A 12,916-nucleotide genomic window follows, 5' to 3' on the forward strand; every position below is an offset into this window, starting at 1 on the left:
GCTGGCTTGGGGCGGCCCGGCGCGACGCTCATGCCCCGCGCAACCGGCGCACGGTGCGCCGGATCCATTGCTCGATGTCGTCGACGTAGGTGAACACGGCCGGCACCACCAGCAGGCTCAGCACCGTCGACGTGATCAGCCCGCCGATCACCGCCATCGCCATCGGCGAGCGGAAGCTGGAGTCCGCCGCGCTCCAGCCGAAGGCGATCGGTGCCATGCCCGCGCCCATGGCGATGGTGGTCATGATGATCGGCCGCGCCCGCTTGTGGCAGGCATCGCGCAGGGCGTCCCAGCGGCTCATGCCATGGTCGCGGCGGGCGACGATGGCGTATTCGACGAGCAGGATCGAGTTCTTCGTCGCGATGCCCATCAGCATGATCAGCCCGATCAGCGACGGCATCGACAGCGCCTTCTGCCCGATCAGCAGGCCGACGAAGGCCCCGCCCAGCGCCAGCGGCAGCGCGCACAGGATGGTCACCGGGTGCAGGAAGTCCTTGAACAGCAGCACCAGCACGATGTAGATGCACAGCACGCCGGTCAGCATCGCCAGACCGAAGCTGTTGAACAGCTCGGTCATGACCTCGGCGTCGCCCACCTCGGCCACGCGCACGCCGGGCGGCAGGTTCTGGATCGACGGCAGCGCCATGGCGGCGGTCTTCGCATCGCCCAGGCCCACGCCCGAGAGCTCGATCTCGAAGTTGACGTTGCGCGAGCGGTCGTAGCGGTCGATCACGGCCGGGCCGCCTTCGACGGTGAGCTTGGCGACCTGGCCCAGCATCACCGGGCCGCGCGCGCTCGGCACGGCCAGCCGTTCGAGCAGCGCCATGTCTTGCCGCGCCGAGTCTTCCAGCTTCACGACGATCGGCACCTGCCGCTGCGCCAGGTTGAGCTTGGGCAGCGACTGGTCGTAGTCGCCCAGCGTGGCGACGCGCAGCGTCTCGGCGATGGCCGAGCTGGTCACGCCCAGGTCGGCGGCGCGCGCGAAGTCGGGCCGCACCGCGATCTCGGGGCGGATCAGGCTGGCGGTCGAGGTGATGTTGCCCAGGCCGGGGATGGTGCGCAGGTCGCGCTCCACGGCGCGCGCCGCGGTGGTCAGTGCGGCCGGGTCTTCGCCCGACAGCGACAGGATGTACTTCTCGCCCGAGCCCCCCAGGCCGACCGTGCTGCGCACCCCCGGCAGCGACTCGAGCGCGGCGCGGATCTCGTTCTCGATCACCTGCTTGCGCGGCCGGTCGCCACGCGGATCGAGCTTGATGGTGAGCGTGGCCTTGCGCGTCTCGGGCGTGCCGAAGCTTGCGAACGGGTCGCCGCCCGCGCTGCCGCCGGCCACCGTGGTGTAGACGCTCTTCACATGGCGGACTTCCATCACGCGGCGTCGCACCTCTTCGGCCGTGGCCGAGGTCTGGGCCAGCGTCGCACCGGGCGCGAGCGAGATGTAGACCTGCGTCTGCGAGTTGTCGTCTGGCGGGATGAAGCCGGTCTTGAGCAGCGGGATCATCGCGATCGAACCGATGAAAAAGAGCGTGGCGAAAGCCATCGTCAGCAGGCGGTGCTTCATGCACCACTCGGCGGCGCGCATGTACACCGTCAGCCAGCGGGGGTCCTTCTCGGCATCGACGATCGGCTTGAGAATGTAGGCGGCCATCATGGGCGTGAGCACCCGCGCGACCACCAGCGACGCGAACACCGCGAGCGACGCCGTCCAGCCGAACTGCTTGAAGAACTTGCCCGCCACGCCGCTCATGAAGGCGGTGGGCAGGAACACCGCGATCAGCGTGAAGGTGGTGGCGATCACGGCCAGGCCGATCTCGTCGGCGGCCTCCATCGCCGCGTCGTACGGGCTCTTGCCCATGCGCAGGTGGCGCACGATGTTCTCGACCTCCACGATCGCGTCGTCGACCAGGATGCCGACCACCAGCGACAGCGCGAGCAGCGAGATGATGTTGATCGAGAAGCCCAGCAGGTGCATGCCGATGAAGGCCGGGATGACCGACATCGGCAGCGCCACGGCCGAGACGAAGGTGGCACGCCAGTCGCGGAGGAACAGCCAGACGACGATCACGGCCAGGATGGCGCCTTCGTACAGCAGGTGCAGCGAGCCGTCGTATTCCTCCTGCACCGGCTCGACGAAGTTGAAAGCCTCGGTCAGCTGGATGTCCGGGTGCTGCGTGCGCATCTCGGCCAGCGCCTTCTGCACGAGGGCGCCGACGGCGACCTCGCTTTCACCGCGACTGCGGGCGACTTCGAAGCCGACCACGGTCTTGCCGTCGAGCAGGGCGGTGGCGCGCGGCTCGGCGATGGTGTCGCTGATGCGCGCCACCTGGTCGAGCCGGATGCGGCGCCCGTCGGACAGCGGGATCTGCATGCTGCGCAGTTCGTCGGCCGACTGCACCGTGGCCAGCGTGCGCACGGGCTGCTCGCTGCCCGACAGGTCGAAGCGGCCGCCGGCGCTCTCGGTCTGCACCTGACGCAGCTGACGCGAGATGTCGGCCGCGGTGGCGCCCAGCGCCTGCAACTTGGCCGGGTCGATGTCGACATGCACCTGGCGCGTCACGCCGCCCACGCGGTTGACCGCGCCGACGCCGGGCAGCGCCAGCAGCTTCTTGGTCACGTCGTTGTCGACGAACCAGCTGAGCGCTTCCGCGTCCATGCGGTTCGACGAGATCGTGAAGGCCAGCACCGGTTGCGCCGCGAAGTCGAGCTTGGTGACGACCGGGTCGCGCACGTCGGCGGGCAGGTCGGCCCGCACGCGCTGCACGGCGGAGCGCACGTCGTCGACGGCTTCCTGCACCGGCTTTTCGAGGCGGAACTCGATGATCAGCGTGGCTGCGCCGTCCTGCACCTTGGTCGTGATGTGCTTGAGGCCCTGGATGGTGGCGATGGAATTCTCGAGCTTGCGCGCGACGTCGGTTTCCAGCTGCGACGGCGCCGCGCCCGGCAGCGCTGCCGACACGGTGACCGTCGGCAGGTCGATGTCCGGAAAGTTCTGCACCTTCATCGCGTTGAAGGACAGCAGCCCCCCGAAGGTGAGCAGCACGAACAGCATCACGGCCGGAATCGGGTTCCGGATGGACCAGGCGGAAACGTTCATGGCTTGCTCTCTCCGGCAGCCACACGCACCAGGTCGCCGTCGTTGAGGAAGCCGGCGCCTTGCACCACCACCTGCGCATCGGCGGGCAGCTTGGTGAGAATTTCAACGCGCTCGCCGACGCGGCGACCGGTCTGGATCTTCAGCTGCGAGACGCGGTTATCGGGCTGCAGCAGCAACAGGTGGTTGAAGCCGTCACGCGGCACGATGGCGGCCTGCGGCACGGTCAGGGCGTTGCTTCGTCCAAGCTGAAACTCCCCGCTCGCGAACATGCCGGCACGCAAGGCCCCCACGCTTGTCGCTTCGCGTACTGCGCTGCCCCCCGAGGGGGCGCTCGCGCCTTCGGGCGGCCGTGCGGCGCTCGTGCCCGTGTTCTGCATCAGTGAGGGGATGTCGACATAGACCAGTGCGTTGCGCGTCTGCGGGTCGACCGTCGGCGCGATGCTGCGCACGGTGCCCTGCACCTGCGCGCCGCTCGCGCTCTGCACCGTGGCCGGCGTGCCGACCGCGATGCGGCCGAGCTCGGCCGAGGTGACTTCGGCGCGCCATTCGAGCCGGCCCTGGCGGATCAGCTTGAACAACTCGGTGCCCGCCGCGACCACGCTGCCGACCGTGGCGGTGCGTGCGGAGATCACGCCGTCGTCCGGCGCCAGCACCCGCGTGTTGCGGCCGCGCACCTGCTGCGCGGCGAGCACCGCCTCGGCCGCCTCGACGCGCGCCTTGGCGGTCTGCTCGGTGGTCTGGTACTGGTTGATCTGCTGCTGGCTCAGCGCGCCGGTCTGCGCCAGCGTGCGGGCGCGGGCTGCGTTGCCGGCGGCGTCGGCCGCGGTGGCCTTGGCTTCGGCCAGCGAGGCACGCGCCTGCGCCACGTCGGCGTTGACGGTCTCGGGCGAGAACACGGCCAGCACCTGGCCCTTCTTCACCACGTCGCCCACGTTCACCCGCACCTCGGCCAGGCGCAGGCCGTTCGATTCGGAGCCGACGATGGCTTCCTGCCAGGCCGCGACGTTGCCGTTGGCCGCGAGCGTGACGTTCAGCTCGCTCTGCTCGGGCTTGGCGACCGACACGGTGAGGGCGGGGCGTGCGGGCGCGGCGCCCTTGGCCGCAGCGGCCGGCGCGGCACCTGTCTGTGGCGCGGGCGCGGCCGGCTTGCGCAGCAGCCAGAACGCCCCCACGGCGACGACGATCAGGGCCACGAGGGCAAGGAGGAGGGTGCGCTGGCGTCGGGTCATGGTGTCTTCGCTGTTTTCGTCTGTGCGGAAGAGGGAGAGGTTTCGTTGGCGAGGGCGGTGCCGGGCCGGGCCCAGCCGCCGCCGGTGGCGCGGTAGAGCGCCACCCAGGCTTCGGCGCGTTCGCGCTGCAGCGCCACGCGCGAGGTCTGCGCGGCGAAGAGCGTGCGGCGGGCGTCTTCCAGCTCGAACAGGCTGGCCAGGCCGCTCTGGTAGCGCGCCTGCGTGGCATCGAAAGAGGCCTGGTAGTTCTGCACCGCGGTGTCGGCGTCGCCGGTGCGGGCGTCGGTGGCCTGCAGGTTGACCAGCGCCTCCTCGACTTCGCGCACCGCCGTGCGCACGCTGCCGCGGTACTGCGACACCGCTTCGTCGTAGCGGGCCTTGGCGCTCTCGGCGTTGGCCGCTCGGGTGCCGCCATCGAAGATCGGCAGCGTCAGCGCCACCGGTCCGATGGTCCAGGTGTCGATGCGCTGATGCGCGCCGCCGCTGCGCAGCTGCAGTGCGGCGACGGAGCCCTGCAGCGTCAGCCGCGGGTAGCGGTCAGCCTCGGCCGCGCCGACTTCGGCGCTGGCCGCGGCCACGCCCAGCTCGGCCGCGAACACGTCGGGCCGCTGCGCCAGCATCTGGGCGGGCACGCTGGCCACGGCTTGCACCGCCGGCAGGGCGCGGTCGGCGGAGACCGTGGCCAACTGCCGGTCGATCTCAGTGGCATCGATAGCGGTCAGCGCGACCAGGCCCTGGCGCAGCACGGCGCACTGCGCGCCCTGCTGGGTCAGGCGGGCCGACGCGTCGGCCGCGCTGGCGCGGGCCAGTGCCGCGTCGGCGGGTGCGGTGAAGCCGGCCTTGGCGGACAGATCGGTGAGGCGGGCCGTCTCGCTGCGCGAGCGCGCGTCCGATTCAGCCACCGTCAACTGGCGCTGGCAGGCCCGCTCGGCGAAGTACTGGTTGGCCGTCTCGGCCGCGACCGACACCCGGGCGTCGTGCCACCTGGCGCTGGCACTCTGCAATTGCGCGTCGGCGGCGTCACGGCTGGCGCGGCGGCCGCCGAACAGGTCGATCTCCCAGCTCGACTGCAGGCCCGCCTGCAGGGTCGTGACCGCCGGCAGCGAAGCGCTCGCGCCGGTCGAGCTGCCGGTGCCGCCCGCCGGCGAGTTGCTGCGCTGCGCCGACAGCGTGCCGTCGAGCGTCGGCAGCAGCGCCGCGCCGGCCTGCACCCACGTGCCGCGCGCTTCGGTGATGCGCGCCGCGGCGCTCGCCACCGTCGGGCTGACCGTCTGCGCGGCTTCGATCAGACGCACGAGCAAGGGGTCGTCGAGCTGCCGCCACCAGTCGGCCAGGGCGGGCAGCGAGCCGGCGTGGGCGATGGGGGTGGGCATCGGCGCATGCCACTGCGCAGGGATCGACGCGCTCGCACTCGCGGGCGGACGTGTCACGCCGCAGGCGGTCAGCGCGAGCGACAGGCACAGCAGCACCAGGCGCGGCCGGTGGTTCGTGCGGTGGGGTTTCATGGGGATTTCCTCTTGGAAGGGGGCGGGGCGCGCCGTGCCGTTTCGGCATCGAGCATCGCCACCGCGTACGAATGCAGCCGATCGGCCCACCGGTCGATGCTGTCGGCGGAACGCAGCAGGGACGGTCGCAGCACCTCGACCAGGTCCTGCATCACGAAGAGCTGCAACGCCAGCCCGTTGATCGCCAGCGCCAGCCGGTGGACATCGTCGTCGGCTTTCGTGATGCCGAGGTGACGCGCCAGGATGCGCACCAGCGCCTCGTGCGGCCCACGGATGTCGCGTTCGACCTCTTCGGCCCACTGGCTGGTCGGCTCGACCATCTCCCGCATGTGCAGGCGCATGCACTGGCGCACGATCTCGCCGTGCTTGAGCGGTTCGACGTAGGCCACCATGTAGAGGCGCAGCGCGTCGGCGGTGCTCAGCCCCGGCGCGTCGACGAGCTGGACCAGGTCGCCCGCCGTGCCGCCCATCGGCTCGTTGAAGGTGGCGCTGTAGAGGCCGGCCTTGTCACCGAAGTAGTAGCTGATGGCGGCGATGTTGACGCCAGCTGCTTTCGCGATTTCGCGCGTCGAGGTCTTGGCGAAGCCGTGCTCGGCGAACAGGCGCAGGGCGGCGTAGAGGATGCGCTCGCGGGACTCGGCGCCATCGCTGCGCGAGGCGCGTTCAGCGGGTGTCGCCGAGGGCGAAGCGGTCTGTTTGGGCGACGTCTTCATGGCGGCCGGATTAGACCACAGATCAAACGATTGATTGAACTAAAGAACCTGCCCGGAGAAGGGGGTGGAGGGCGTTGCGGCGGGCATGACGCGGAGCCACCCCTGGCTGTCGCGAGCGCGCCGCCCGGCGCTACGATGCCGCGATGGGCTCCATCTCTGCTGCATCACCTGCGCCTCCCGCGCTCCCGCTCGACGCCCAAGGCATCCTCGCACTCGCCGCGCGCTCGATGTTCCACCTGTTCTCCAGCATCAGCCAGGGCATGTTCCTGGTCGACCGCAGCGGGCGCATCGTGTGGGTGAACGAAGGCTACAAGCGCTTTCTGCCGGCGCTGGGCTTCGCATCGGTCGACGACTTCGTCGGGCGGCCGGTGGAGGAGGTGATCCACAACACGCAGATGCGCGAGGTGCTGGAGAGCGGCAAGCCGATCCTCATCGACCTGCTGACCAACAAGGCGGGCACCTTCGTCGTCAGCCGCATCCCGCTGCATGCGGAAGTGGCGGGTGCCGAGGGCGACCCGGAACTGGGCGAGGTGATCGGCGCCATCGGCATCGTGCTGTTCGATCATCCCGAGACCACGCTGCAGCCGCTCATCAGCAAGTTCGCGATGCTGCAGCGCGACCTGGACGATGCGCGCCGCGAGCTGGCGACGCAACGCAACCACCCGCTGTGGAAGCTGGCCGGCGCCGACGGTCAGCGCCGCGCCAAGCACACCTTCGCGAGCTTCATCGGCAGCAGCCCCGCGGCCGTCGACGTGAAGCGGCATGCCCGGCGTGCTGCGCAGTCGTCGAGCCCGGTGCTGCTGCTGGGCGAGACGGGTACCGGCAAGGAACTGCTGGCGCATGCCATCCATGCGGCGTCGGCACGCGCCGACGGGCCCTTCGTGAGCCTGAACATCGCGGCCGTTCCCGACACGCTGCTGGAGGCCGAGTTCTTCGGCTTCGCGCCGGGCGCCTTCACCGGGGCCGATCGCAAGGGGCGCGAAGGCAAGTTCAAGCTGGCCGATGGCGGCACTCTCTTCCTCGACGAGATCGGGGACATGCCGCTCGCCCTGCAGGCCAAGCTGTTGCGCGCGCTGCAGGAAGGCGAGATCGAGCCGCTGGGCTCGAACAAGGTGGTGCCCTTCGACGCCCGCGTGATCGCCGCCACCTCGCGCGACCTGCCGGCGCTGGTGCGCGAAGGGCGCTTTCGCGAAGACCTGTACTACCGCCTCAACGTGCTGCCGCTGCGGGTGCCGCCATTGCGTGAGCGGCGCAGCGACATCCCGGCGCTGATCGAGGCACTGGGGGAAGACATGGCTCAGCGCAGCGGCGAAGCGCCGCCCGAACTCATGCCCGATGCGCTGGCCCTGCTGGCGGCGCAGCACTGGCGCGGCAACACGCGCGAGCTGCGCAATGTGCTGGAACAACTGGCGATGCGCAGCGACTCGACGCGCATCGATGCGGCCGAGGTCAAGCGCGTGCTCGCCGAAACCGGCCTGGAACAGATCGCCGCACCCGAGCCCTTGACCACGGTGGGCGACGACGCGGACCAGAGCCGGCTGCTGCGCCCCATGGCCGAGCAGATCGCCGAACTCGAGCGCCGCGCCATTGCCGCCGCGCTGGCCCGCACCGGTGGCAACAAGCTGGCGACGGCCCGGCTGCTCGGCATCTCCCGAGCCACCCTGTACGACCGCATGGGGCCCGCCGGCGCGTAGCGCCTCACCAAAAAAAACGGCCTCGCAAAAGCGAGGCCGTTTTCAGGGGGGCGAGATTTACAGGCTGATCTCGGTGATCTTCGCGCCCGACACCGACACGCCGGCTTCCAGGCCCACGTTGGTCAGCACGAAGCCGACCACGGGTTGACGGATGGTGTTGGTGTCGACCGCGCCATTGGCGCCGATGTTGGCGACAGCCACGGTGGCGTCAGCGCCGGCCGTCCAGCCCTTGCTGCTGCGGAACTTGGCCAGCGATTCCTGCGTGTTGAACACGTAGATCACAGCCTTGGACTGCGCGCCGGCCTGGAAGCCGATGGAGCCAGCGGTGGTGCTGTAGTAAGCCTGGGTGCGGCCGCCGGTGCGCAGCGCGCCACGACCGTATTCGGCGCCGACGCCGAGGCTGGCACCGACCACCGACGGGAACACCAGCACGCCAGCGGCCTTGCTCACCATCTCGCGCGAACCCGGCACCGTCTGGTAGAGCTTCGACAGGGAGGCATCGGTCTGGGCGTCGATGGAGGTGCGCGACGACGAGGACGTGCCGGTGTCGCCCGGACGGGTGGTGGTGCAGCCTGCGAACAGCACGCTGGCCGCAGCGACGGCAGTGACGGTGGCGAGAGTGCGGAGCTTCAATGTGGTCATGGTCTATGTCCTCTTCTTTAAATGAAATCAGGTTCCGGTCCATGTCGAACGACGCTTGCTGCATCGGCTCTTGAACCAGACCGGGACCGATGCTAAGTCCGTAAAAAGCAGGGAAATCGGAGAAACGGCGGTGACCTACGTGATGTCGGGCGAAGCAGATGTGACCCGCTGGCCCGATGTCCTACGCTCTGGAAAACCCTGATCGAAATGCAGACAAATGACTGAATATCAGGCAATTGTTGTGTCTGCTGGTCGCGCCATCTGCGAGTTCCTCGAGGGAAATCCCTTTCAAATCAACGCTCCTTTTCTTGGCATGGACTGTGCAATATTCAGTCATACCAAAACAGGAGACTCGCATGATTCAACGTCGCCACCTCTTTGCACTGACGGCGCTCGCCGCGCTGACCGCCGCCGCGACTGCGCCTGCCCACGCGCAGTCCAACGAGATCCGCATTGCCCACGTCTACAGCAAGACCGGCGCGCTCGAGGCCTACGGCAAGCAGACGCAGACCGGCCTGATGATGGGCCTCGACTACGCCACCGGCGGCACGATGGAAGTCAACGGCAAGAAGCTCGTGGTCATCGAGAAGGACGACCAGGGCAAGCCCGACCTTGGCAAGTCGCTGCTGGCCGCCGCGTACTCCGACGACAAGGCGGCGCTGGCCGTCGGCCCGACCGCATCGGGCGTCGCGCTGGCCATGCTGCCGGTCGCCGAGGAGTACAAGAAGGTGCTGATCGTCGAACCGGCCGTGGCCGATTCGATCACCGGCGACAAATGGAACAAGTACATCTTCCGCACCGGCCGCAACTCGTCGCAGGATGCGATCAGCAATGCGGTGGCCATCGACAAGGCGGGCGTGACCGTCGCCACGCTCGCACAGGACAACGCCTTCGGCCGCGACGGCGTGAAGGCTTTCGGTGCTGCGCTGAAGAACGCCAAGCTGGCCCACGAGGAATACCTGCCGCCGGCGACCACCGACTTCACCGCCGGCGCACAGCGCCTGATCGACAAGCTGAAGGACCAACCCGGCCGCAAGATCATCTGGATCGTCTGGGCTGGCGCGGGCAACCCCTTCAAGATCGTCGACCTCGACCTCAAGCGCTACAACATCGAGATCGCCACCGGCGGCAACATCCTGCCGGCCATGGCCGCCTACAAGAGCCTGCCCGGCATGGAAGGCGCCACCTATTACTACTTCGGCATCCCGAAGAACCCGGTGAACGAGGCACTGGTCTCGGCGCACTACAAGCAGTTCAAGACGCCGCCGGACTTCTTCACGGCGGGCGGCTTCTCGGCCGCGATGGCGGTGGTCACGGCGCTGAAGAAGACGGGCGGCGACACCGGCACCAACAAGCTCATCACGGCCATGGAAGGCATGAGCTTCGACACGCCCAAGGGCAAGATGACCTTCCGCAAGGAAGACCACCAGGCCATGCAGTCGATGTACCACTTCAAGATCAAGGTGGACCCGGCCTTTGCGTGGGGCGTGCCTGAACTCGTGCGCGAAATCAAGCCCGAAGACATGGCCATCCCCATCAAGAACAAGCGCTGAGCGAGCGACACCACCGATGCTGGAAACCCGCGGACTCACCATCCGCTTCGGCGGCCACGTGGCCGTCAACGCTGTCTCGTGCGCCTTCGCGCCCGGCACGTTGACGGCCATCGTCGGGCCGAACGGGGCGGGCAAGACGACCTATTTCAACCTGATCTCCGGGCAGCTCCGGGCGAGCGAGGGCACGGTGTCGCTCAACGGGCGCGACCTGTCGTCACTGTCGGCTTCGGCACGCACGCACGCCGGCCTGGGCCGCGCCTTCCAGCTCACCAACCTGTTCCCGAACCTCACGGTGCTGGAGAATGTGCGCCTCGCGGTGCAGGCCACGCGCGAGGGGGCGCACCGGCGCGGGCTCAACCTGTGGAGCATCTGGAGCGACCACACGGCGCTGACCGCGCGGGCCGACGAGTTGCTCACGCAGATCAACCTCAAGTCGAAGGAGCACGCCACCGTCGCAAGCCTGCCGCACGGCGACCAGCGCAAGCTCGAGGTGGCGCTGCTGATGGCACTCGAGCCGCAGGTCTTCATGTTCGACGAGCCGACCGCGGGCATGAACGCGGCCGAGGCGCCGGTCATCCTCGACCTGATCCGCCAGCTCAAGCAGGACAAGACCAAGACCATCCTCTTGGTCGAACACAAGATGGACGTGGTGCGCGAACTGGCCGACCGCATCATCGTGCTGCACAACGGCGCGCTGGTGGCCGACGGCGAACCGGCCGAAGTCATCGCGTCGCCGATCGTGCAAGAGGCCTACATGGGCGTCGCGAAGGAGGCCGCATGAACTTGCTCGAATTGCAGGGCGTGCAGACCCACATCGGCGCGTACCACATCCTCCATGGCGTCGACCTCGTCGTGCCGAAGGGCCAGCTCACGATGCTGCTGGGCCGCAACGGCGCCGGCAAGACGACCACGTTGCGGACCATCATGGGCCTGTGGCACGCGTCGCAGGGCCGCGTGCGCTTTGCCGGCAAGGACATCACGGCGCTGCGCACACCCGACATCGCCGCGCTCGGCATCGCCTACGTGCCCGAGACCATGGGCATCTTCTCGGACCTGACGGTCAAGGAGAACATGCTGCTGGCCGCGCGCAGCGCGAAGAACGCCGATGGCATCGACGACACGCGGCTGAAGTGGATATTCCAGCTCTTCCCCGCGGTGGAGAAGTTCTGGAACCACCCGGCCGGCAAGCTGTCGGGCGGGCAGAAGCAGATGCTGGCCGTGTCGCGCGCCATCGTCGAGCCGCGCGAGCTGCTCATCATCGACGAGCCCAGCAAGGGCCTGGCGCCCGTGATGATCAACAACATGATCGACGCCTTCGCCCAGCTCAAGGCGAGCGGCGTGACCATCCTGCTGGTCGAACAGAACATCCATTTCGCGCAACGCCTGGGCGACACGGTGGCCGTGATGGACAACGGCCGCGTGGTGCACAGCGGTGCGATGGCCGCGTTTTCGGCGGATGAACAACTGCAGCAGTCGCTGCTGGGGCTGGCACTGTGAAAACTTCCGATCTCGACTGGAAGCCGCTCGCGCTGGTCCCGGTGCTCGCGCTCATCGCGCTGCCGCTCACGGGTTCGCTCTCGACCTGGCTCACCCTCACGGTCGCGGGCTTGGCAATGGGCATGATCATCTTCATCATCGCCTCCGGCCTCACGCTGATCTTCGGCCTGATGGACGTGCTCAACTTCGGCCACGGCGTGTTCATCGCGCTCGGCGCCTTCGTCGCCAGCACCGTTCTCGGGCTGATGGGCGACTGGACCGGCTCGGGCGAGCTGTGGCGCAACTTGGTTGCTGTCTTCCCGGCCATGCTGGTGGCGATGCTCGTGGCCGGCGCGGTCGGCCTGGCCTTCGAGCGCTTCATCGTGCGGCCGGTGTACGGCCAGCACTTGAAGCAGATCCTCATCACGATGGGCGGGATGATCATCGGCGAGGAGCTGATCAAGGTCATCTGGGGGCCGGCGCAGATCCCGCTGCCGCTGCCCGAGGCGCTGCGCGGCTCGGTCTTCGTGGCCGATGCGGCGATCAGCAAGTACCGGCTGCTGGCGGTGGCCGTGGGCCTGGTCGTGTTCGGCCTGCTGGCCTGGACGCTGGGCCGCACCAAGATCGGCCTCTTGATCCGGGCCGGCGTGCAGGACCGCGAGATGGTGGAGTCGCTCGGCTACCGCATCGGCCGCCTCTTCGTCGGCGTGTTCGTCGTCGGCAGCGCGCTGGCGGGCCTGGGCGGCGTGATGTGGGGCTTGTTCCAGCAGAACCTGATCCCGCAAATGGGCGCGCAGGTCAACGTGCTGATCTTCATCGTGATCATCATCGGCGGGCTGGGGTCGACGGGCGGAGCGCTCATCGGCGCGCTGCTGGTCGGACTGATGACCAACTACATCGGCTTCCTGGTGCCGACCCTCACGCAGTTCGCGAGCATCTTCCTGATGGTGGCCGTGCTCTTGTGGCGACCCCAGGGCGTGTACCCCGTGGCGAGCAGCCGGTGAGGGCGATGT

10 protein-coding genes are annotated in these 12,916 nt (G+C 68.6%); 5 read left to right on the top strand and 5 right to left on the bottom strand.

The window, feature by feature from the left end; all coding sequences use genetic code 11:
• Positions 1 to 28: 28 nt before the first annotated feature.
• Genes ACSFA2_RS16205 through ACSFA2_RS16220 form a run of 4 tightly spaced genes read right to left on the bottom strand, consistent with a single transcriptional unit; the run spans position 29 to position 6,538 of the window.
• Positions 29 to 3,091: an efflux RND transporter permease subunit gene (locus ACSFA2_RS16205; RefSeq protein WP_435456342.1), complete on the bottom strand. Its 3,063-nt coding sequence runs from the start codon at positions 3,089 to 3,091 to the stop codon at positions 29 to 31.
• Positions 3,088 to 4,320 (bottom strand): efflux RND transporter periplasmic adaptor subunit, encoded by a 1,233-nt coding sequence (locus tag ACSFA2_RS16210; protein WP_435456343.1) that lies wholly within the window; start codon positions 4,318 to 4,320, stop codon positions 3,088 to 3,090. Before ACSFA2_RS16210 ends, ACSFA2_RS16205 begins: the two co-directional genes overlap by 4 nt.
• Positions 4,317 to 5,825: an efflux transporter outer membrane subunit gene (locus tag ACSFA2_RS16215; RefSeq protein WP_435456344.1), complete on the bottom strand. Its 1,509-nt coding sequence runs from the start codon at positions 5,823 to 5,825 to the stop codon at positions 4,317 to 4,319. The genes ACSFA2_RS16210 and ACSFA2_RS16215 overlap by 4 nt, the downstream gene beginning before the upstream one ends.
• Complete coding sequence (locus tag ACSFA2_RS16220) at positions 5,822 to 6,538, bottom strand: TetR/AcrR family transcriptional regulator (RefSeq protein WP_435456345.1); 717 nt, start codon at positions 6,536 to 6,538, stop codon at positions 5,822 to 5,824. Before ACSFA2_RS16220 ends, ACSFA2_RS16215 begins: the two co-directional genes overlap by 4 nt.
• A 143-nt stretch (positions 6,539 to 6,681) precedes the next feature.
• Between ACSFA2_RS16220 and ACSFA2_RS16225 the strand changes: the two genes are divergently transcribed.
• On the top strand, positions 6,682 to 8,232 hold the full coding sequence (locus ACSFA2_RS16225) for a sigma-54 interaction domain-containing protein (protein WP_435456346.1): 1,551 nt from the start codon (positions 6,682 to 6,684) through the stop codon (positions 8,230 to 8,232).
• A gap of 57 nt (positions 8,233 to 8,289) precedes the next feature.
• On the opposite strand, the gene ACSFA2_RS16230 is transcribed toward ACSFA2_RS16225, so the two are convergent.
• Positions 8,290 to 8,874, bottom strand: coding sequence for a BPSL1445 family SYLF domain-containing lipoprotein (locus tag ACSFA2_RS16230; RefSeq protein WP_435456347.1), 585 nt, complete (start codon positions 8,872 to 8,874; stop codon positions 8,290 to 8,292).
• A 359-nt stretch (positions 8,875 to 9,233) separates the two neighbouring features.
• Here ACSFA2_RS16230 and ACSFA2_RS16235 point away from each other — a divergent pair, with 359 nt between their 5' ends.
• From ACSFA2_RS16235 to ACSFA2_RS16250, 4 genes are read left to right on the top strand one after another with little or no spacing between them, the layout of a single operon-like run.
• Positions 9,234 to 10,427 (top strand): substrate-binding domain-containing protein, encoded by a 1,194-nt coding sequence (locus ACSFA2_RS16235; protein ID WP_435456539.1) that lies wholly within the window; start codon positions 9,234 to 9,236, stop codon positions 10,425 to 10,427.
• 16 nt (positions 10,428 to 10,443) lie between these two features.
• Positions 10,444 to 11,208 (top strand): ABC transporter ATP-binding protein, encoded by a 765-nt coding sequence (locus ACSFA2_RS16240; RefSeq protein ID WP_435456348.1) that lies wholly within the window; start codon positions 10,444 to 10,446, stop codon positions 11,206 to 11,208.
• Positions 11,205 to 11,924 carry an ABC transporter ATP-binding protein gene (locus ACSFA2_RS16245; protein ID WP_435456349.1) on the top strand — a complete coding sequence of 240 codons (720 nt, stop codon included), beginning with the start codon at positions 11,205 to 11,207 and terminating at the stop codon, positions 11,922 to 11,924. Before ACSFA2_RS16240 ends, ACSFA2_RS16245 begins: the two co-directional genes overlap by 4 nt.
• Positions 11,921 to 12,907, top strand: a complete 987-nt coding sequence (locus ACSFA2_RS16250; protein WP_435456350.1) for a branched-chain amino acid ABC transporter permease — start codon at positions 11,921 to 11,923, stop codon at positions 12,905 to 12,907. Before ACSFA2_RS16245 ends, ACSFA2_RS16250 begins: the two co-directional genes overlap by 4 nt.
• Positions 12,908 to 12,916 lie beyond the last annotated feature (9 nt).

This window comes from Variovorax cryoconiti, assembly GCF_051216395.1.
Taxonomy (GTDB): Bacteria; Pseudomonadota; Gammaproteobacteria; order Burkholderiales; family Burkholderiaceae_C; genus Variovorax.

Coding starts and splice junctions, on each gene's coding strand:
- ACSFA2_RS16205 (WP_435456342.1), bottom strand. CDS start 3,091: ATGAACGTTTCCGCCTGGTCCATCCGGAACCCGATTCCGGCCGTGATG.
- ACSFA2_RS16210 (WP_435456343.1), bottom strand. CDS start 4,320: ATGACCCGACGCCAGCGCACCCTCCTCCTTGCCCTCGTGGCCCTGATC.
- ACSFA2_RS16215 (WP_435456344.1), bottom strand. CDS start 5,825: ATGAAACCCCACCGCACGAACCACCGGCCGCGCCTGGTGCTGCTGTGC.
- ACSFA2_RS16220 (WP_435456345.1), bottom strand. CDS start 6,538: ATGAAGACGTCGCCCAAACAGACCGCTTCGCCCTCGGCGACACCCGCT.
- ACSFA2_RS16225 (WP_435456346.1), top strand. CDS start 6,682: ATGGGCTCCATCTCTGCTGCATCACCTGCGCCTCCCGCGCTCCCGCTC.
- ACSFA2_RS16230 (WP_435456347.1), bottom strand. CDS start 8,874: ATGACCACATTGAAGCTCCGCACTCTCGCCACCGTCACTGCCGTCGCT.
- ACSFA2_RS16240 (WP_435456348.1), top strand. CDS start 10,444: ATGCTGGAAACCCGCGGACTCACCATCCGCTTCGGCGGCCACGTGGCC.
- ACSFA2_RS16245 (WP_435456349.1), top strand. CDS start 11,205: ATGAACTTGCTCGAATTGCAGGGCGTGCAGACCCACATCGGCGCGTAC.